This is a genomic window from Sphingomonas sp. (genome assembly GCF_035998645.1).
Taxonomy (GTDB): domain Bacteria; phylum Pseudomonadota; class Alphaproteobacteria; order Sphingomonadales; family Sphingomonadaceae; genus Sphingomonas.
The window spans coordinates 320,364-340,366 of sequence record NZ_DASYHL010000003.1 but is presented as its reverse complement, the minus strand read 5'-3'; the positions used below and the strand labels follow the sequence as shown (position 1 = coordinate 340,366).

The window sequence follows — 20,003 nt, the reverse complement described above, 5'->3', positions numbered from 1 at the left end:
TCCCTCCGCAAACCCGCATCGACCGGCGGGATTGAACGCGTGGTAGGGCCAACTTTCGATTGATGTCAATTGCTATCGCCGAACGCCGCTATTCGTAACTGATCGAAAGCAAATGCCTTGTCACCCGCCAAAAACGGGCGTACGCCTCACTGCGGAGAGGTAATACATGTCATCAATTAGCACGTCCGTGCCGACGCGCAATCCGGCTTCGCTCGACGCCCGCGCCACCCATGTCCGCGCGCGCGCCAACTGGATGCGGCGGCGGCTGCTCAAGATGATCGTCGATGCGGGTCAGGGGCATCCGGGCGGCGACCTGTCCGCGGCCGACATCATCGCCGCACTCTATTTCGATTCGCTGCGCATCGACCCCGCCGCCCCGAACGCGCCCGATCGCGATCGCTTCGTGATGTCGAAGGGGCATTGCACCGGCGCGCTCTACACCGCGCTCGCCGGTGCCGGTTTCTTCCCCGAGGATGAGCTCGACACCTATCTCCAGCCGCTCTCGCGCCTTAACGGCCACCCCAACCGCGCCTATCTGCCGGGAGTCGAGACCAATACCGGCCCGCTTGGTCACGGCTTTCCGGTCGCGGTCGGGGTCGCCGTTGCCGGCCAGATCGACCGCGCCGACTATCATGTCTTTGTCCTCACCGGCGACGGCGAGTTGCAAGAAGGCAGCATGTGGGAAGCGGCGATGTTCGCCGCGCACCGCGGGCTCGGCAATCTCACCGTGATTGTCGACCGCAACGGGCTGCAGCAGGGCGCAAAGACCGAGGATACCAACAGCCTCGAACCGCTGGCCGACAAATGGCGCGCATTCGGCTGGGAGGTCGTCGGCATCGACGGCCACGATCCGGCAACGATTCTGACGACGCTGGATGCCGCGCGCCAGCCGCGCAGCCGCCCGTGCGTGATCATCGCCGACACGCACAAGGGTCAGGGGGTCAGCTTCATGTGCGATCAGGCCGGCTGGCACCACGGCGTCCCCAATGCCGATCAATATGCGCAGGCGATCGCCGAACTCGAAGCGGAGATGCAGTAATGGGTGCCACCGCCCCCGCAACCGGCCTGTTCGACTGCCGCGACGCCTATGTTCGCGCGGTCGAGGAGCTCGCGGCACAGGACGATCGCATCGTCGCGGTGGTCAACGACTCGGTCGGATCGTCCAAGCTCGGCAAGTTCCGCGACCGTTTCCCCGACCGGCTGATCAATGTCGGCATCGCCGAACAGAATATGGTCGGTGTCGGCGCGGGTCTCGCCAATGGCGGCAAGATCCCGTTCGTCAGCGGCGCCTCCTGCTTCCTCACCGCCCGCGCGATGGAACAGATCAAGGCCGATTGTGCCTATAGCCAGCAGAATGTGAAGCTGTGCGGCATCTCCTCGGGCGTCGCCTATGGCGAACTCGGCGCGACGCACCATAGTATCGAGGACGTCGCCTGGCTGCGCGCGATCGACAAGCTCACGGTGATCGTCCCCGCCGACCCCTGGCAAACCGCCGAGGCGATCAAGGCGGCGGCGGGGCATGACGGCCCGGTCTATATCCGCATCAGCCGGATGCCCGTGCCCGAACTCGCCCGCGCCAACCCCGCCTTCACGATCGGCAAGGGCGAGGTGCTGCGCGACGGCGGCGACATCGCGATCATCGCCAATGGCACGCTGGTTCACCACGCCCTCGCCGCTGCCGAACAGCTCGCGCTGGAGGGCGTCGCCGCGCGCGTGATCAACATGGCCACGGTATCGCCGCTCGATACCGAATTGGTGGCAGCGGCCGCCGCGACCGGGGCGATCGTCACCGCCGAAGAGGGGCTGAAGCAAGGCGGCCTCGGCGGCGCGGTCGCCGAATTCTGCGCCGAGCACCACCCTGTGCCGATGCGCCGGATCGGCTTCCCCGGCTTCATGCCGACCGGGTCGGCGGCGTGGCTGATGGACCATTTCGGCCTGAGCGCAGCGGGCATTGCCACAGCCGCGCGCGACCTGCTGGCGACGCGAGGCGGATGATGTCGCGCCCCGTCATCCTCGCCATCGATCAGGGGACGACCAATACCAAGGCGCTGCTCGTCGCGGCGGACCGGACGATCGTGCAATCACGTTCGCGAGCCATGCAGGTCCACTATCCTCAGCCCGGCTGGGCCGAACAATCGCCTTCGGAAATCTGGGAGACGGTCGCCGCGCTGATCGCCAAGTTGGTCGCTGCTGCACCCGATGTCCGCATCGCCGGGCTCGCCATCTCGAACCAGCGCGAGACAATCGTCCTGTGGGACGCGCACACCGGACGGCCGATCGCACCAGCCGCGATCTGGCAATGCGCGCGCTCTGCAACGCGCTGCGCGGAACTGCGCGCGGCGGGGCTAGAATCCGACATCGTCGCGCGCAGCGGCCTCGGCATCGATCCGCTGTTCCCTGCGGCCAAGATCGGCCTGATGCTCGACGCGATCCCCGGCGCGCGCGACCGCGCGGCGCGGGGTGAGGTCCGCTGTGGCACGATCGACAGCTGGCTATTGTGGAACCTGACCGGCGGCGCGGTCCATGCGACCGACCACAGCAATGCCTCGCGGACCCAGCTGTTCAACCTCGAAACGCTCGACTGGGACCCCGAACTCGCCCGCATCTTCGAAGTACCCCTGGCGATGCTCCCGCGAATCCTGCCATCCGACAGCGGGTTCGGCCAAGTCGCGCGCGGCGTCACCGCGCTGCGCGACGATGTGCCGATTCAGGTGCTGCTCGGCGACAGCCATGCCGCGCTGTTCGCGCACGGCTTGTCCCAACCCGGCCGGGTCAAGGCAACGATCGGCACCGGCAGCTCACTGATGGCTGCGACCGCCGGGCGCGTCCATTCCTCGCATGGCCTGTCGAGCACGATCGCGTGGAGCCGCGTCGATGGCGGTGTCCAGCACGCGCTTGAAGGCAATATCTCGGTCTCCGGCCACGCGGCGGCGTTCGCCACCACCCTGCTCGGCCTGTCCGACGAAACCGCGCTGACCGCCTTGGCGATGCAGGTGCCCGACAGCGGCGGGGTGACCTTCGTGCCCGCGCTGGCAGGGCTCGGCGCACCGCATTGGCAGGCCGGCGCACGCGGCACGATCGCCGGCATGACGCTGGCGACGCGGCCCGCGCATGTCGCCCGTGCGACGATCGAGGCCATCGCGCTTCAGATCGGCGATGTGCTCGACGCCATCGCCGCCGATCTCGACCAGTCGGTCGCCGCGCTGTCGATCGACGGCGGCGCAGCGCGCAACGACCTGCTCGCCCAGATGCTCGCGGACGTTACCGGCCGCACCATCCTGCGCCCGACCATCGCCGAGGCAAGCGCGATCGGCGTGGCGATGCTGGCGGCAAGCGCGCTCGGCATCGACATGCGCCTCGGTGATCCGACGCCGGCGCGGTTCGATCCCATCATGCCGGGGCACGACCTCAGCCGGATCAAGCGAAATTGGCATCACGCGGTCGCCGGGACGATCGCACAAGCACAAGGCTGAGCAAGAACTCGGCGATCAAGGAGGGGAAGATGACCGACGCTGCGAGCGAACGCGAGGATTGGAAGAACACCATCCTTGCCGGCCTGGCCAATTATATCGACGCCGGTTCGATCGTCGCCGGTGCCGTCGCGCTGGCCCTGTGGAAGCGGGAATATGGCCTCGACGACAGCCTGCTCGGGCTGATCGCCGCGTTCGGACCCAATGCCATTGCGGCGGGGATCGGGGCATTGATCGGCGGACGGCTGTGCGACCTGTTCGGCCGCAAAAAGATCTACCAATATGATATGCTGTTCTACGCGTTCGGCATGCTGTGGCTGGTGTTCTCGATGAACGCCTGGATGGTGATCATCGGCTTCTTCCTCGTCGGCCTCGCGGTCGGTGCGGACATCCCCGCCAGCTGGTCGCTGATCGCCGAAATGGCACCCGACAAAAAGCGCGGCAAGCATAGCGGCGTGGCGCAGCTGCTCTGGTATCTCGGCCCCGTCGTCGTGCTGGTGATGGCGCTGGTGCTCGACCGCCTCGGCCTGCTCGGGGCGCGCATCATCTTCGCGCATCTCGCAATTCTCGCGATTGCGCTCACCTTCCTGCGCTCGAAAATGAAAGAATCGCAGCGCTGGGTGGATGCACAGCAAAGCGGCGAACACGCCCAGCGCGGGCGCTGGCAGGATCTGTTCACGCGCCAGCATATCGGCTCGATGACGTTTCTCGCGGGCACCTATCTGTTCTGGAACCTGTGGGCCGGAACCAACGGATTCTTCTTCCCCTATATCCTCAGCACCGTAGGCAGCCAGACCCAGGCGGTGTCGGTCGCGGTCCAGACGTTGAGCTTCGTGCTCGGCATGGCGTCGATCTTCTTCATCTTCATGAAGCTCGCCGACAAGGTGAACCAGCGGCTGCTGTTCGGGATTTCGGCGGTCACCCAGGTGATCGGCATGGCGCTGCTCGCAATCTTTCCGCTGACGCTCACCGTCGCGATCATCCATGTGTTCCTGATGTCGGTTGGCGGCGGGTTCGGCGCGCAGAGCTTCTTCCAGCTGTGGAGTTCGGAGATGTTCCCGACCGCGCTGCGCGCGACCGCACAGGGGCTGATGTTCGCGGTCGTGCGCATCGTGCTCGGCGTGTTCAGCTTCTTCGTCCCCGCGCTGGTGGCAACCGGCTTCCACACGCTCGCCTGGATTCTGGTGGGGTTCCTCGCGATCAGCGGGCTCATCGGCTTCATCTGGGCACCGCGTAACGAGGGCAAGTCGCTCGAGCAGCTTGAAGCCGAGCGCGCCTGATGCGCATGTCGCGCCGCACGATGCTGGGCAGCGGGCTGGCCGTCGCGGCCGCCCCCGCCCTCGCCCAGGCCAACCCCGGCCGGATCGAGCGCTGGGGCGTCCACGAACTCGCCCTACAGGGACCGTCAGGCGGCAACCCGTTCGTCGAGGTCGAGATTGCCGCAACCTTCCGCCAGGGCGACCGGTCGATCCGCGTCCCCGGCTTCTACGACGGCGACGGCACCTATCGCATCCGCTTCAGCCCACCCGAAACCGGGCCGTGGCACTGGACCACCCACAGCAGCGCCGCCGCGCTGAACGGCAAGGCGGGCCGCTTCGACTGCATCGCCCCGTCGCCCGGCAATCATGGCCCGGTGCGCGTCTCGCCGGACGGGTTCCACTTCGTCCATGCCGACGGCACCCCGTTCCGACAGATCGGCACCACCTGCTATAGCTGGGCGCTGCAGTCCGACGCCAAATGCGCGCAGACGCTCGAAACGCTGCGCTCGGCGCCGTTCAACAAGCTGCGGATGCTCGTCTTCCCGAACGTCCCGTCGGTCGCAACCAACCCCTTCGCCCGCACCGGGGACGGCCCGCGCGACTGGGACCCGACCCGCTTCGACCCGGCCTATTTCCGCCGGTATGAGGACCGCATCCGCCGCCTGCGCCAACTCGGCATCCAGGCCGATGTCATCCTGTTCCACCCCTACGACGAAGCGCGCGGCTATAACGACATGAACCGCGCGGATGACGCGCGCTATATCCGCTACGTCGCCGCGCGCTGGGGCGCCTATCGCAATCTGTGGTGGTCGATGGCGAACGAATGGGATCTGGTGAAGTCCAAAACGCTCGCGGACTGGGACCATCTGTTCGCCGTGCTGGTCGATGCCGACCCGCATGACCGGCTCCGCTCGATCCACCAGATCCGGCGCTATTACGACCACCGCAAACCGTGGATCACCCATGCCAGCGTCCAGAACGGACCCGCGGTGATGGACGACATCCGCGCCGCCCAGCACCGCGAGTTCGCGCTCAAGCCGGTAGTGTTCGACGAAGTCGTCTACGAAGGCGATTCCGACCAGCGCTGGGCCAATCTGACCGGGCAGCAGATGGTCGAGCGCTTCTGGTGGGGGCTGATCGGCGGCACTTATGTCGGCCACAGCGAAACCTTCGCGCCCGACCGCAACCCCGATTTCAGCTGGCTCGGCCAGGGCGGCGTGCTCAAGGGCACCAGCGCGCCACGCCTCGCCTTCCTGCGCCGGATCATGGAGGAGGGACCAGCCCCCGGCATCGACCCGATTGAACATTGGTGGGACTATCATCTCGGCGGCGTGCCGCACGCCTATTACCTAAAATATTTCGGGTCAGCGCAGCCGAAATCCTGGCGCGTGACGCTGCCCGGCCGCGACAAGGACCCCAAGCACAGCTTCCGCATCGACATCATCGATACCTGGAACATGACCGTCACCCCGGTGCCGGGCGTGTTCCGCATGCAGCAGCTCAACCAATATGACGTCCACGATCCGGACCGGCCCGAAATCGCGCTGCCCGGCACGCCGTGGATCGCCATCCGCCTCGTCAAAGTCTGACCGTATCCGACAGGAGCCCCCCCGTGCCGATTCTATTCGACCTTTCCGCTTTGCCTGCCGACCATGCGACCGCAACCCTGGCGGGGCGCGTGCAGTGTGCCGATGGTCCGGTGCCGGTGCTGCTGCGCGGCGGGCGCGTGATCGACGTGTCGGCAACCGCGCCGACCACCGCTGACCTGTTCGACCTGCCCGATCCGGAGCAGGCCGCCGGGCGCGACATGTGCGCGGTCACCGACCTGACTGTCGGCGGCGGCGCGTTCGAGCTGCTCTCGCCGATCGACCTGCAATGCGTGAAGGCGTGCGGCGTCACCTTCGCCGTCTCGGCGATCGAGCGGGTGATCGAGGAACGCGCGCGCGGCGACGCGGGCAAGGCCGCGACGATCCGCGGCGAGCTGGAGGACCGCATCGGCGGCGGCATCCGCACCGTGGTTCCCGGCAGCGACGAAGCGGCGCGGCTTAGGGCTGCGCTGATCGACGCCGGCATGTGGTCGCAATATCTGGAGGTCGCAATTGGCCCGGATGCAGAGGTGTTTACCAAGGCGCCGGTGCTCTCGACGCTCGGCTGGGGCGCGGACATCGGCGTTCGATCGGACTCGACCTGGAACAACCCGGAGCCTGAGGTGGTGCTGATCGCCAACGCCGCTGGCGCAGTCATCGGCGCGACGCTCGGCAACGACGTCAATCTGCGCGATTTCGAGGGGCGCAGCGCGCTGCTGCTCGGCAAGGCGAAGGATAACAACGCCTCCTGTTCGATCGGCCCATTCGTGCGCCTGTTCGACGCGGGGTTCACCATCGACGATGTGCGCAACGCCGAACTCGACCTGACGATCGACGGCCCCGAAGGCTATCGGCTCGAAGGGCATAGTTCGATGAACCAGATCAGCCGCGACCCGCTCGATCTCGTCGCCCAGACGCTCAGCGAGCATCAATATCCCGACGGCTTCGCGCTGTTCCTCGGCACGCTGTTCGCGCCAGTGCAGGACCGCGACGAGGCCGGGCGCGGCTTTACGCACAAGGTCGGCGACGTGGTGCGCATCCACGCGCCACGCCTGGGCACGCTCACCAACACCGTCACCACGTCAAAGGACGCGGCACCCTGGACCGTCGGCATCCGCGCGCTGTATCGCTCGATCGCAGCGCGCGCCGACTGATCTCAGCCTGCCAGCGGGGTTGCCTCCCAGCGGCGATCGGCAACGTCGCGCACCGCGTGCTCCAGCGCCGCCATCAGCGCGTCATCGGCCAGCATCGTGGCGGTCAGGCCAATATCCCGCTCCGCCAGCGCGCGGGCAAAGGCCGGGGCGTCAAGCTCGCCCGCAAGCTGCGCGATCGCCGCCGCATGCGGATCGGCGATCGGCGTGCCCGCACCCGCGCGCTCGTGCAGGAACACGATCCACCCGGCCAGCGCGGTGACGATATGCTCCGGCAGCACCCCCGCAGCGCGGTTAGCCGCGAGCGAATCGCCAAGGCGATAGGGGATCTTCTGCGACCCATCGATCGCGATCTGCTCCAGCCGGTGGACGATCGCCGGGTTGCGGAAGCGCTGCATCACATCGGCGCGATACTGATCGAGATCGAGCCCCGGCACCGTGCCGACAAAGGGCTGAATTTCATCGCGCACCATGTCGTCGGCGAAGCGCGCCAGCGCAGCGTCGCGCATCGCTTCCGCCACCGATGCCGCCCCGCGTAACAGGCCGAGATAGGCGATGCTGGAATGCGCGCCGTTGAGGATGCGCAGCTTGGCCCGCTCCCACGCCGCGACATCGCTGGTCAGGATCACCCCTGCCGCCTTGAGGTCAGGGCCAAAGTCGACGCCCAAATCCTCGACCACCCATTGCGCAAAGGATTCGCGCTGCACCGCCGCCGCGTCCTCCACGCCCAATTGCGCGGTCAGGTCGGACAGGAAGCTGGCATCGCTCGCTGGCGTGATCGAATCGACCATCGTGCATGGCACGGCGACCTCCGCCTTGATCCACGCCGCCAGTTCGGCATCGACCCGTCCGGCATAATCGACCAGCGCCGCGTGCAGCTTGCGCCCATTGTCCGCGAGATTGTCGCACGGCATCACCGTGAACGGCGCAACGCCGGCTGCACGCCGTGCCGCCAGCCCCTGGACGATCCAGCCGACCACCGATCGCGGCGTCCCGTCCTCCGCCAGATCATGGACGATGTCGGGATGGGCCAGGTCGAGCGTCCCGTCGGGCGCGAGGCAATAGCCCTTCTCGGTCACGGTCGAGGTGACCAGCCGCACCGCCGGATCGGCGAGCAGCGCGGCGGTCTGCGCCGCATCCTCCGGCCCCAGAAACGCGCTATGCGCAGCGATCACCCGCAGCGAAGGCGCCGCGTCGCGGACCGCCAGCGTGTACAGCCCGTCCTGCGCAGCCAGCGCATCGACTGTGCCGCGCGTCCGCATCGACACCGCCGCGATTCCCCAGCGGGAATCATCGGTCAGCAGGCGATCGATATAGGCGGCCTGATGCGCGCGGTGAAACGCGCCGGGACCGAAATGGACAATGCCAGTTTGCAGCGCAGGACGCCCCACTGGCGTCTCCACGGTCGCGGGCAGGCTGGACAGGGCGGCCCGGGAAAGAAAGGTCACAGGGTTACTCCACGTTTCCAGATGGCGATTTCGCGCTCGCCGTTGCGTTCTGCGGCGGTTTCTTCGCCCGATGCTATGGCGATAATTCGCTGCAGCAGCGCCGCGTCGGCCGCGTCCATTCCGGCATCGAGCACCATGCCGGCATCGAAATCGATCCAGCCGGGCTTGCGCGCCGCAAGGTCGTGGTTCGACGCGATCTTCACCGTCGGCACCGGAAAGCCGAGCGGCGTTCCGCGCCCGGTGGTGAACAGGATCGCCGTTGCGCCCGCCGCAGCCAGCGCGGTGGACGACACCGCGTCGTTGCCGGGAGCCTCCAGCAGCGTCAGCCCGCGCGCCGAAATCCGCGCGCCATATTCAATCACATCCGCAACCGCGCTCGTCCCGCCCTTCTGCACCGCGCCGAGCGACTTTTCCTCCAGCGTCGTAATCCCGCCCGCGACATTTCCGGGGGAAGGGTTTTCCGACACCGGTTCGCCATGGTCGATGAAATGCTGTTTGAACCCGTTCACCAGCGTCACGATCGCATCGAACGTCTCACGCGACGCCGCGCGCTCCATCAACAGATGCTCGGCCCCGAAAATCTCGGGGATCTCGGTGAGGATCGCGCTGCCCCCAGCCGCAGTCACATGATCCGCCATGCGCCCGACCAGCGGGTTGGCGGTCAGCCCCGACAGCCCATCCGACCCCCCGCATTTGACGCCCAGCACGAGTGCGTCGAGCCCGACCGCGCTGCGTTCGGCGGTCGCGGCCTGCGCCAGTTCCTCGACCAGCGCCACGCCCTCGGCCACTTCGTCCGCGCTTGCCTGCGCCACGAGGAAACGGACCGATCCGCGCCGCGCCTCGGGAATGGCATCGATCAGTGCCGCGACCTGATTCTCCTCGCACCCCAGGCCAATGATCACCGCACCCCCGGCATTGGGATGGCACGCCAGGCTGGCGAGGATCGCGCGCGTGCCGTCGAGATCGTGGCCGAGCTGCGAACAGCCATGCGGATGCGAAAAGGCGTGAACCCCGTCGACCAGATGCGCGACCCGCTCCCCCGCCTGCCGCGCGATCCGCTCCGCCGTCCGCGCGACGCAGCCGACCGTGGGCAGGATCCAGATTTCGTTGCGCGTACCCACGCGGCCATCGGCACGGCGATAGCCCATGAAGGTCGCGGCCGGCGCCGCCCGTCCGGGCACCGCAGCGGCTGCGGACGGAAAGTCATAGCTTCCCTGCCCGCCCAGCGCGGTCGCCAGATTGTGCGTATGGACGTGGTCGCCAGCGGCAATCGTCTGGCTCGCCCGCCCGATCGGAAATCCGAATTTGCGCACCGGCGCGCCGCACGCGATCGGGCGCAGCGCCACCTTATGCCCGCGCTGGACAGCATCGGCCAGCTGTACCGTACCGCCCTCAAAGGCTACGATGTCGCCCGCTGCGCCATCCTCCAGCATCGTCAGGACATCGTCAGGCGGGGCGATTTTCAGCGCCTTGGGCATTCCAGCAACTCCGGGATTAAGCAAAACAGACTTTAAACGAAACATCATTCATCATACAAGATGATGCTCGGGGTGAGCGGTGGGCAGGCGCCGTGACTCTAAACCAGTTTTTATCACAGAAAGTGGATTTTACCAGCGCCATGGCAAACACGCTTCAGCTCGATCCCGATCGCCTGTTCCCGGCCGACCCGCGCACCCGCGCCATCGCACGCGAACTCTATGGCCAGGTCGCGCATCTCCCGATCGTCTCCCCGCATGGCCATACCGACCCCGAATGGTTCGCGAACGATGCACCTTGGAACAACGCAACTGAGTTGTTCCTGGCGCCAGACCATTATGTCTTCCGCATGCTCTACAGCCAGGGCATCGACCTCGACGCGCTGCGCGTGCCGCGCAAGGATGGCGTGCCGGCCACCGACCCGCGCAGCGCGTGGCGGCTGTTCGCGGCCAATTACCACCTGTTCCGCGGCACGCCCTCACGCCTGTGGCTCGACCATGTCTTTGCCGAGGTGTTCGGGTTCGAGGTCGCGCTGGATGCAACCACCGCCGACAGCTATTATGACACGATCAACGCAGCACTCGCGACAGACGCCTATCGTCCCCGCGCGCTGTTCGACCGGTTCCGCATCGATTTCCTCGCCACCACCGAAGGCGCCGACGACCCGCTCCATCACCATGCCGCAATCCGCAACTCCGGCTGGCGGGGCCGCGTCGTCACCACCTACCGCCCGGATTCGGTGATCGATGTCGAGCATGAAAGCTTTGCCGACGCGCTCACGGCGTTCGCCGACCTGACCGGGGAGGATGTGCACAGCTGGACCGGCTATCTCGCCGCGCACGCCAAGCGCCGCGCCGATTTCCGCGCCGCCGGAGCCACTGCGACCGACCACGGCTTCGCCACCGCCCAGACTGCCAACCTCTCCACGCCTGAATGCGAGGCGCTGTTTGCGCGGATCGTCACCGGCAAATGGGATGCCGCCGACGCCGAGCTGTTCCGCGCGCAGATGCTCACCGAAATGGCCAAGATGAGCGTCGCGGATGGCATGACGATGCAGATCCACCCCGGCGCCTGTCGCAACCACAACGCCCAGCTGTTCCGCACCCATGGCCGCGACAAGGGCGCCGACATCCCGACCCGCACCGATTATGTCCATGCGCTCAAGCCGCTGCTCGACGTGGTCGGCAACGAACCCGACCTCACCGTCATCCTGTTCACGCTGGACGAGAGCAGCTACGCGCGCGAGCTGGCACCGCTCGCTGGCCATTATCCCTGCCTGCGCCTCGGCCCGTCCTGGTGGTTCCATGACAGCCCCGAAGGGATGCGCCGTTTCCGCGAGATGACGACCGAGACGGCGGGCTTCTACAACACGGTCGGCTTCAACGACGACACTCGCGCCTTCTTCTCCATCCCCGCCCGCCACGATGTCGCCCGCCGCGTGGACTGCGCATTCCTCGCGCGACTGGTCGCCGAGGGGCGCATGCGCGAATGGGAGGCGGCGATCCTCGCCTATGAACTGACCAACGGCCTGGCACGCAAGGCGTACAAGGTCGACGACCTCATGTTTGGAAAACAGGACCTGGCCCAAACAACCTCCAGCACGGAGAGGTGAGACTCAGCGTTCCATCGTGGAGTTGGTCGATATAGTCGGGCCATTCCACCCTATGCGCGCCGCGATGACAGGCAGGATCGGAAAAGGCGGATCAGGGCGAACTGGCGCGGACAGCCGATGGCCAATTTCACCAGCATTTCTGCGCGTTTGCGAGGATTCGGGACGCTTTCGAGGGGGTGAATGGTGCCCCACAGCGGACAAAACCGGGCACTCCGATCATTGGAGAATATCGGTTCGGCGCGCCTCGACACCGATCACATGCGTCCACCTTCGCACGTTCGGATCGGCAGCCGCATCGCGGCGCCCTGTTTTCTAATGCCTTCCATTATGCCAGTATATGGCCTCGGGGGGAATGACGATGAAGCGTATTGGCCTTGGACTGCTGGTCGTTGTAGCGCTGGTTGTCGCCGGAGCGTTCCTGTTTCAGAAGCCGATCGGGCAGTTCGCGTTCCAGCGCGCGGCGCAGCAAATGGTGGGGCGCGACCGGCTGGGCGGCCTTGCCAATGGCCTTCATGTCGGGCTTTGCGGCACCGGTTCCCCCATGCCAAATCCGCAGCGCGCGGGGCCCTGCAATGTCGTGATCGCGGGAAAGCAGGTGTTCGTTGTCGATATGGGCGAGAACGGCAATCGCAACCTCAACCTGATGGGGATCAATGCCGCCGATGTGGACGGCCTGCTGCTGACCCATTTCCACTCGGACCATATCGACGGGATCGGCCCGCTGATGCTGTATCACTGGACGCGCGGCACACGCACCGCCCCGCTGCCAGTCCATGGCCCCGAAGGCGTCGAGCAGGTCGTGGCGGGCTTCAATGCCACTTATGCTCTCGATCATAGCTACCGGATCGCACATCACGGCGAACAGGTCGTGCCGCGCAGCGGAGGCCTGGCTGCGGCGCGGCCGTTTGCGATTGCGGGTAACAAGGCGGTCGTGATGCAAGGCGGCGGCCTCACCATAACGGCCTTCAAGGTCGATCACGATCCGGTCAAGCCCGCAGTCGGCTACCGCTTCGACTACAAGGGGCGCGCGGTGTGCATCAGCGGCGACGCCGCCAAATCTGCCAACCTGATTGCCTCGTGCAAGGGGGCCGATCTGATTGTCCATGATGCATTGCAGCCACGGATGCTCAAGGAGGTCGAAGCGGCCTTTGCTGCGCAAGGCAGTGCCAACACCGCCAAGATCTTCCACGACATCCAAGATTATCACGCCACGCCCGAACAGGCAGCGGAGAGCGCGCAAGCAGCGGGCGCGCGCATGCTGGTGCTCTCGCACCTCGTTCCACCGCTGCCAGTCGCCTATCTATACCCGGCGTTTCTGGGCGATTCCGAAAGTCGGTTCGACGGCACGATCGTCGTCGGCGAGGATGGCATGTTGTTCTCACTTCCGCCCGGAACCAAGGCGATTGAGCGCCGCAGCTTGATGTAAGGCGACGTGCCCGGCTCGGCAGGGGAAAGCCGTTGCGCCGCCAAGATGATTAATGCATAACATTACACCATTGTACGGACGCTGTGGGGCTCTCCTGATGAAACGGCTTATGACGTATCTTGCGGTGGGGGCGTTGGCGTTGATCGCGCTGGTCTGGTTCGGTCTGCCTCCGGCCCTGACGGCCATGGGCCTGCATCCACAGTATCAGTCGCCCGCGATGAACCTGAAGGGCCAACGTGCGCTGATCATCACGACAAGCCATGCCACGCTGGATCCAAAGGGCGATGCCACCGGGGTCTTCGCGTCGGAAATGACGGCGCCCTATTATGCGTTTCTGGATTCCGGCATGGCCGTGGACATCGCCAGCATCAAGGGCGGCACTATTCCGATTGAGCCGGCCTCATTGCGCTGGCCGGTGATCTCGCCGCCAGATCGACGGTTTCAGGATGACCCGCAGTTCCAGTCGAAAATCCGCAGCTCTATGGCCATCGCGGCGGTCGATATCGGTGCCTATGACATCGTGTTCCTCGCGGGGGGCTGGGGCGCGGCGTATGATTTTGCGCAATCCGCCGTGCTGGGGGCGCAGATCAGCCAGGCCTATGCGCGCGGCGCGGTGATTGGCGGGGTGTGCCACGGTCCGCTCGGCCTGCTTCCGGCAAAGGCTCCAGACGGCAAGCCGCTGGTGCAGGGGCGGCGCATTTCTGCGGTGACGGACAAGCAGATTCGCGAACTTGGCGTCACATTCACCCCGAAACATCCCGAGCGCGACTTGCGTGTCGCCGGTGCGCGGTTCGAAGCCGACACCCGCTTCCGCGATTTCTTTGCCAATCATGTCAGCGTCGACGGCCGCCTGGTCACCGGGCAGAACCAGAATAGCGGTGCGGAAACCGCGCATCGGATGATGGAAGTCGCGCTGAAGCAGGCCAGTCCGCCCCTCCCTATCGCGCCGAAATAGACTCTGTCCCGGCCCCAGGTCCGAGGCCGTTCCGCACGACGCGAAAGCCGATATGGTCCGTGCCAAGGTCGCGTTCCTGGAACTGGCGGGCGGCGGGGCGGTAGCGCGCGCAGTAATTGGCGGCACACAGATAGGATCCGCCCTTGATCACAGTCACCGGCTGCCCCGGACGTGCTGCGCTGGTCGTCCATTCCCAGACATTGCCGATCATGTCGTGCAGGCCAAAGGCGTTGGCGGAAAAACAGCCGACCGGCGCGCGTCCGGTGAACCCGTCTTCGCCCAGATCGCGGGCCGGAAAGACGCCCTGATAGTAATTGGCGGTCGGCTTGCCCGACGCATCCTTGGGCTCGGCCAGCGCAGTTGCCCCGGCGCGCGCGGCAAATTCCCATTGCTCCTCGCTGGGCAAGCTCAGCCCGGCCCACCGCGCATAGGCGCGCGCGTCGTTCCAGGTGACCTGAACCACCGGATCATTGTCCCGGCCCGCGATCGTGCTGTGCGGCCCCGACGGGTGCCGCCAGTTCGCCCCCGGGACCCAGCTCCACCAATTGCCATTGTCAGGCGTGGGCACCCGAAACACCGCAGAGCCCGGTTGCAGCATTTCGGGCGGAGCACCGGCAAGCTGGGGCGGACGGCGCTCGGCGTCGGTGCGATAGCCGGTCGCCGCGACGAACTTGGCGAATTGCGCGTTGGTGACTTCGGTTTTGCTCATCCAGAAGCCGGCGACGTCCACCGCGCGCGGCGGTCCCTCTTCGGGATATCGGGCCTGTTCACCCATGGTGAAGCGACCGCCGGGGATCCAGACCATCGCCGGCTCGGAACGACCCTTGCAGGTGGCCCCGACGCGCTCATCGGCCTGTTGCGGCTCCGCCCCGCCACAGGCGGATAACGCAAGCATCAGCGGGAGCCAGCGCCGCTTCATGGCCGCGCGTCCACGCGCTGCCCGATGGCCTCGACACGCTGTTTCATGATCGCAACCGCCCCCGCCCCGGCATCTGACACGCCAATAGCTGCATCCCGCCGGTGACGCGATCAAGCATTTAATGCACTATATTGACGCTCTGAGCACTCTGATCTAGCAAGTTGGCGTCGGGATGGCGGCGATCGCGATGGACATTATTCGCTGCCACCCGCGTCTCGTCGCCCGGCCGGATTGCGGTCGATCGCCAGAGCGTCGGGCGCAACGCGCGGAGGGGCGGGACATGCGAAATGCGCAACTGAAACGCGTTCTGCCGATCGTCGCCGCCGCACTCCTGGTGGGTGCGGCAAAACCGGCACCCAAAGCGGTGACGCGTCCCAACGTCGTGGTCATCCTGGCCGACGACGTCGCGCTGATGGATTTCGGTGCCTATGGCGGTGAGGCGCGTACCCCGAACATCGACGCACTGGCCGGGCGCGGTGCGCTGTTCACCCAATTTCGTGCGTCGCCGCTCTGCTCGCCATCGCGGGCGATGCTGCTGACCGGGATGGACGCGCATCTGACCGGCGTCGCCACCATTCCCGAAGTGCTGCCCAAGGAACAGCGCGGCAAACCCGGCTATGCCATGGCGCTGGAGCCGGGCGTGCTGACGCTCGCCGACCGGTTGCGGGCGCAGGGCTATCGCACGGTGATGGCCGGCAAATGGCATCTGGGCGAAGCACCCGGCGAAATGCCACAGGCGCATGGCTTCGACCGCAGTTTCGCACTGGCGGCGTCGGGCGCGGACAATTGGGCGGACCGGTCCTACATGCCCTATTACAAGGACGCCCCCTGGTTCGAGAATGGCGTCGAAGCCAGCCTTCCCAAGGGCTTTTATTCCTCGCGCTTCATCGTCGACAAGCTGATCGCCTATCTTGGCGAAACCGATCAGACCAAGCCGTTCTTCGCCTATCTCCCCTTCCAGGCGATTCACATTCCGGTGCAGGCACCGCAGCAGTTCATCGACCGCTACAAGGGTCGCTATGACACGGGCTGGGAGGTGTTGCGCGCGGAGCGACACCGTCGCGCGCAAGCACTTGGCCTTGTTCCACGCGGCGCGCCGATGGCCGACCTGCCCCCCGGCTACCGCCGTTGGACCAGCCTGAGCGACGAGGACCGCGCCCTCTATGCCGCGCGCATGGCGGTGAATGCGGCGATGCTGGAGGCGATGGATTTCCATATCGGCCGGCTGATCCGGCACCTCAAGGCCAGCGGCGCGTATGACAACACCATCTTCGTCATCTCGTCGGACAATGGGCCGGAGCCGTCGCGCGGGGATGACGATCCCACCCTGCGCGCCTTTCACTGGCTGACCGGCTACGACATTGGCGCGGGGACGATGGGAGGACCGGGGCATTGGGGCTTTATCGGCCCGGAATGGGCCGCCGCCGCCGCGACCCCCGGTGCCTGGTTTAAATTCTACGCCACCGAAGGCGGAATCCGCGTGCCGCTCATCATGGCCGGCCCGGGTATCGCGCCGCGCCGCATCGCCAGCCCGGCCATGGTGACCGATATCGCCCCCACCCTGCTCGACTGGCTGAAGGTCGATCCCGGCGCGGCGGCGGGCAAGCCGATGACCGGTCGCAGCCTGCTGCCCGTGCTCGGCGGCAAGGTCGCGAGCGCCTATGCCGCCGATGAGCCCCGCGCGGTCGAGGTATCCGGCAACGCCGCGCTCTATCTGGGCGACTACAAGATCACCCGCAGCGTTCCGCCGGTCGGCGATGGCCAGTGGCGGCTGTACAATCTGGCGCGCGATCCGGGCGAGACCACCGACCTGAGCGCCCGCGAACCGGCGATCCGGCAACAGCTGCTGACTGCTTATGGTGCCTACGCCCGGCGGGTGGGGGTGCTGGAGATGCCGCCGGGCTATGATTCCAGGGCGCAGATTTCCCGGAATGTCGGCGCGCGCCTGTTGACCAACTACCCGTGGCTCTACCTTGTCCTTGGCGGAGTGCTGCTGGGGTTCCTGGCCATTGTCTGGATGATCCTGCGCGGGCTCCGCGCCCTCCTGCGCCGGCGCACGGCCACTCAATAGGCGCGGGTCGCGATGACGCACGTGCGCTTGAGGCCGTCGTCGCACTCGTCCAGCGCCCGGCGGTAGGCCGGGATTTGCTCCATGGCGAAGATGGCGGTCGGATCGGGATAGATCATGGCCGCCAAATCGTCCCAGTCGCGCTGCCAGTCCGGGTGTTGTGGCTGCACCAGCACGGCGGTGATCCGGCCCGCAAACAGGAACTGCCCGCCGACGGCGTGAACCGCCTTGAACGCCTCGCGCCCATAGCGAAGATAGGCGTCGCGCCCGTCCTTGGTGTCGCCCCGGGCGCGGGCGTAATATTCGAGAAAATTGACCATCGTCACCGGCGTGCGCGGCACATGGGCCTGGGCGCGGGCAATGCTTTGCGAGGTCGGTAGCAACTCCCGTCGTCCGTCGATGTGATCGACTGCGGTCGGCACCGGACCGGTCGGGCGCCGCGTCAGCCCAAGGCGATGCCGCAGCCGCAGCACGCCAAGCGCCAAGGCCGGGACCGGGGTCAGCTCAACCTGTGCCACATACAGGTCCGACAGGCCCGACTGGGTCGAGAGCCGGGAACCCGCCGACGGGTCGGGCGGCAGAATGGCGAAGTCGGTCCAATAGGCGTCCTCCGTGCCGATCAGCGGGAACAGCGTCCGCGATGTCCACAGCGCGCCTTCAGCAACAAAGCGCGTATCGGGACCGCGTCGCCGCGCCGCCACGAACAGGATCGTGGCATGGCGGTAGATGCGCTGCGACGGTTGCCGCCGCCCGGTCACGCTGACCGCCACGATGGCCAGCACGATGAACGCGCCAAGGATGGCCAGGCAGATGACGACGATGTTCATGCCGTCACGCCGCGCGCGCCGCACCCGGCATCAATTGGGCCACAGGACATATTCATCGCCTTTCGCAACGGGTTGATCGATGGTCTTGTCGAGCAAGATCGGGCTGATCAGGCTGTGCGGCCATAGCGAGCCGACCGACTTGGCATGGTGCGCCGCTAACAGCGCCTTCAGCTCGGCGACCTTGCGCGGCTCGCGGGCGACTAGGTTGGTCCGCTCGCTCGGGTCTGCGGCGAGGTTGAACAGCCAGCTCTTGTTCTGATTGCCGTCGACGTGCAGCTTCCAGTCGCCCGCGCGCACCACGCGGTAGGCGCCCGACTGCCAGAAGATCGCGTCATTTTTGCGCGTGACCCTACCTTTACCCGTAGCGGCGGGCAGGATGTCGACCCCGTCGATGATGCGGTCGCGCGGAAGCGCAGCCCCCGCCGCTGCGGCAAGGCTGGGGAACAGATCGATATGCGCGACGGGGGTCTGCACCACGGTGCCGGGCGCGATCCGCCCCGGCCATTTGACGAACATCGGCACGCGGATGCCGCCTTCGAACAGGGTGACCTTCCACCCTCTAAGCGGGGCATTGACCTCCGGAATGCCGATATAGCCCGGCGCGCCATTATCGCTGCTCAGCACCACGATCGTGTTGTCGGCCAGTCCCTCAGCCTCGAGCTTGTCGAGGATCCGCCCGACGCTGCGATCGACCGCGCGGATCATCGCGGCGTAGACGCGCTTGCGGTGCGGCTGGATGTTGCCGACCGCTTCATAGTCTTCGCGCGTCGCCTGGAGCGGTGTGTGCGGCGCCCAATGGGCAAGATTGATGAAGAAGGGACGGTGGCGGTTCGCCTCGATCACCCGCAGCGTCTCGTCGGTCCACCAGTCGGTCAGATATCCGCCCGGCTTGAACGGCTCGCCGCCATTGAACGAGGCGGCATAGCTGAGCGCGGCCCACAGAAACTTGTCGATCGGATCGAAATCGAGCCGCGCGTTGACCGCCCGCGGATCATCCTCGGGCAAATACAGGCCGCTGTGCATCAGCAGGCTTTCGTCGAACCCTTGCGCGTTCGGCAGGAAGTCCGGGCGGTTACCAAGATGCCATTTGCCGATATGGACCGTGTGGTAGTCGCGCTGCTTGAGCAGTTCGGCGATGGTAATTTCGGATCCCGGCAGGCCCTTGTCCCTGAACGGCAAAATGTCGTCGTTGATCGCCGGATTGACCTGCAGCGGGGGCAGATGGCTTTCCGGACGGTCTGAGTCAAAGGCGGCCAGCACATTGGTCATGCCATTGGGGGTCGGAGTGAACTCGAACCCGGTCCGCGTCGGATAGCGGCCGGTCATCAACATCGCGCGCGACGGGGCGCAGGTGCCGGTGCCCGAATAGGCCTGCGAATAGACCGCGCCTTGCGCTGCCAGCCGGTCGATATTGGGCGTCGGCACCTTCCCGTCGGCGACGCCGCCGCCAAACGTCGTGATGTCGTTGAAGCCGAGATCGTCGAGGAGGATGAAGACGATGTTGGGCGGGCGGTCGGCAAGCGGGGCGGTCGGCGCGGCGGGTCCCTTGCTCCACGGGACCGTCCGGGTGGGGCCGGCGTCGATCCGGTTCGCATACGCCCGTTGCAGCGCGATATATTGAATGATCGTAGCGCGGTAGAACCAACCGGCCGCGCCAAGCACCAGCACAATGGCAAGCCCGGCGATCGCAATCCTCTTCAACATCCTGCGCCCCTCCCCGCATGTGACCGGCGCGTCGCCGCATCAGCTTTCCCCGATAATTAATCTAATCCATTAAGTGGCGCAATCCATCGGCGTTGCCGATGA

15 protein-coding genes are annotated in these 20,003 nt (G+C 66.3%); 10 read left to right on the top strand and 5 right to left on the bottom strand.

All coding sequences use genetic code 11. From position 1 onward, the window contains the following. Positions 1–166 precede the first annotated feature (166 nt). Genes VGN66_RS05495 through VGN66_RS05470 form a run of 6 tightly spaced genes read left to right on the top strand, consistent with a single transcriptional unit; the run spans position 167 to position 7,469 of the window. The gene (locus tag VGN66_RS05495; protein ID WP_327517852.1) at positions 167–1,039 is read left to right on the top strand and encodes a transketolase; all 873 of its coding nucleotides are present in this window, start codon (positions 167–169) and stop codon (positions 1,037–1,039) included. Next, positions 1,039–1,995, top strand: a complete 957-nt coding sequence (locus VGN66_RS05490; protein ID WP_327517851.1) for a transketolase family protein — start codon at positions 1,039–1,041, stop codon at positions 1,993–1,995. Before VGN66_RS05495 ends, VGN66_RS05490 begins: the two co-directional genes overlap by 1 nt. Further along, positions 1,995–3,473: an FGGY family carbohydrate kinase gene (locus VGN66_RS05485; protein WP_327517850.1), complete on the top strand. Its 1,479-nt coding sequence runs from the start codon at positions 1,995–1,997 to the stop codon at positions 3,471–3,473. The genes VGN66_RS05490 and VGN66_RS05485 overlap by 1 nt, the downstream gene beginning before the upstream one ends. Positions 3,474–3,502: 29 nt before the next feature. Continuing rightward, the gene (locus VGN66_RS05480; protein ID WP_327517849.1) at positions 3,503–4,750 is read left to right on the top strand and encodes an MFS transporter; all 1,248 of its coding nucleotides are present in this window, start codon (positions 3,503–3,505) and stop codon (positions 4,748–4,750) included. Beyond that, on the top strand, positions 4,750–6,318 hold the full coding sequence (locus VGN66_RS05475; RefSeq protein ID WP_327517848.1) for a DUF5060 domain-containing protein: 1,569 nt from the start codon (positions 4,750–4,752) through the stop codon (positions 6,316–6,318). Before VGN66_RS05480 ends, VGN66_RS05475 begins: the two co-directional genes overlap by 1 nt. 23 nt (positions 6,319–6,341) lie before the next feature. Continuing rightward, a complete protein-coding gene (locus tag VGN66_RS05470; protein ID WP_327517847.1) occupies positions 6,342–7,469 on the top strand; it encodes a fumarylacetoacetate hydrolase family protein in 1,128 nt (375 codons plus the stop codon). Between the two features lie 2 nt (positions 7,470–7,471). Here the strand turns inward: VGN66_RS05470 and VGN66_RS05465 are convergent, their stop codons facing one another. Continuing rightward, positions 7,472–8,914, bottom strand: a complete 1,443-nt coding sequence (locus tag VGN66_RS05465; RefSeq protein ID WP_327517846.1) for a mannitol dehydrogenase family protein — start codon at positions 8,912–8,914, stop codon at positions 7,472–7,474. Further along, a complete protein-coding gene (locus VGN66_RS05460; RefSeq protein ID WP_327517845.1) occupies positions 8,911–10,392 on the bottom strand; it encodes an altronate dehydratase family protein in 1,482 nt (493 codons plus the stop codon). The genes VGN66_RS05465 and VGN66_RS05460 overlap by 4 nt, the downstream gene beginning before the upstream one ends. 140 nt (positions 10,393–10,532) lie before the next feature. Between VGN66_RS05460 and uxaC the strand changes: the two genes are divergently transcribed. The 3 genes from uxaC (at position 10,533) to VGN66_RS05445 (ending at position 14,383) form a co-directional block, all read left to right on the top strand. Beyond that, entirely contained in the window at positions 10,533–12,002 is a 1,470-nt protein-coding gene (uxaC, locus tag VGN66_RS05455) for a glucuronate isomerase (RefSeq protein ID WP_327517844.1), read from the top strand. Between the two features lie 358 nt (positions 12,003–12,360). Continuing rightward, positions 12,361–13,428 carry an MBL fold metallo-hydrolase gene (locus VGN66_RS05450; protein WP_327517843.1) on the top strand — a complete coding sequence of 356 codons (1,068 nt, stop codon included), beginning with the start codon at positions 12,361–12,363 and terminating at the stop codon, positions 13,426–13,428. Between the two features lie 139 nt (positions 13,429–13,567). Continuing rightward, positions 13,568–14,383, top strand: a complete 816-nt coding sequence (locus VGN66_RS05445) for a type 1 glutamine amidotransferase domain-containing protein (protein ID WP_327517842.1) — start codon at positions 13,568–13,570, stop codon at positions 14,381–14,383. On the opposite strand, the gene VGN66_RS05440 is transcribed toward VGN66_RS05445, so the two are convergent. Next, a complete protein-coding gene (locus VGN66_RS05440; RefSeq protein WP_327517841.1) occupies positions 14,367–15,302 on the bottom strand; it encodes a formylglycine-generating enzyme family protein in 936 nt (311 codons plus the stop codon). The two genes, VGN66_RS05445 and VGN66_RS05440, sit on opposite strands and share 17 nt — an antisense overlap. A 280-nt stretch (positions 15,303–15,582) precedes the next feature. Between VGN66_RS05440 and VGN66_RS05435 the strand changes: the two genes are divergently transcribed. Then, on the top strand, positions 15,583–17,373 hold the full coding sequence (locus tag VGN66_RS05435; protein WP_327517840.1) for an arylsulfatase: 1,791 nt from the start codon (positions 15,583–15,585) through the stop codon (positions 17,371–17,373). Here the strand turns inward: VGN66_RS05435 and VGN66_RS05430 are convergent. After that, positions 17,367–18,197, bottom strand: coding sequence for a hypothetical protein (locus VGN66_RS05430; protein ID WP_327517839.1), 831 nt, complete (start codon positions 18,195–18,197; stop codon positions 17,367–17,369). The genes VGN66_RS05435 and VGN66_RS05430 overlap by 7 nt on opposite strands. A gap of 30 nt (positions 18,198–18,227) precedes the next feature. After that, on the bottom strand, positions 18,228–19,901 hold the full coding sequence (locus tag VGN66_RS05425; RefSeq protein WP_327517838.1) for a sulfatase-like hydrolase/transferase: 1,674 nt from the start codon (positions 19,899–19,901) through the stop codon (positions 18,228–18,230). Positions 19,902–20,003: the final 102 nt, after the last annotated feature.

Excerpts from the sequence above, each read along its gene's own strand:
- VGN66_RS05480 (WP_327517849.1), top strand. The coding sequence starts at position 3,503 with ATGACCGACGCTGCGAGCGAACGCGAGGATTGGAAGAACACCATCCTT.
- uxaC (WP_327517844.1), top strand. The coding sequence starts at position 10,533 with ATGGCAAACACGCTTCAGCTCGATCCCGATCGCCTGTTCCCGGCCGAC.
- VGN66_RS05430 (WP_327517839.1), bottom strand. The coding sequence starts at position 18,197 with ATGAACATCGTCGTCATCTGCCTGGCCATCCTTGGCGCGTTCATCGTG.
- VGN66_RS05485 (WP_327517850.1), top strand. The coding sequence starts at position 1,995 with ATGTCGCGCCCCGTCATCCTCGCCATCGATCAGGGGACGACCAATACC.
- VGN66_RS05440 (WP_327517841.1), bottom strand. The coding sequence starts at position 15,302 with ATGAAGCGGCGCTGGCTCCCGCTGATGCTTGCGTTATCCGCCTGTGGC.
- VGN66_RS05490 (WP_327517851.1), top strand. The coding sequence starts at position 1,039 with ATGGGTGCCACCGCCCCCGCAACCGGCCTGTTCGACTGCCGCGACGCC.
- VGN66_RS05495 (WP_327517852.1), top strand. The coding sequence starts at position 167 with ATGTCATCAATTAGCACGTCCGTGCCGACGCGCAATCCGGCTTCGCTC.
- VGN66_RS05475 (WP_327517848.1), top strand. The coding sequence starts at position 4,750 with ATGCGCATGTCGCGCCGCACGATGCTGGGCAGCGGGCTGGCCGTCGCG.
- VGN66_RS05450 (WP_327517843.1), top strand. The coding sequence starts at position 12,361 with ATGAAGCGTATTGGCCTTGGACTGCTGGTCGTTGTAGCGCTGGTTGTC.
- VGN66_RS05435 (WP_327517840.1), top strand. The coding sequence starts at position 15,583 with ATGCGAAATGCGCAACTGAAACGCGTTCTGCCGATCGTCGCCGCCGCA.
- VGN66_RS05425 (WP_327517838.1), bottom strand. The coding sequence starts at position 19,901 with ATGTTGAAGAGGATTGCGATCGCCGGGCTTGCCATTGTGCTGGTGCTT.
- VGN66_RS05460 (WP_327517845.1), bottom strand. The coding sequence starts at position 10,392 with ATGCCCAAGGCGCTGAAAATCGCCCCGCCTGACGATGTCCTGACGATG.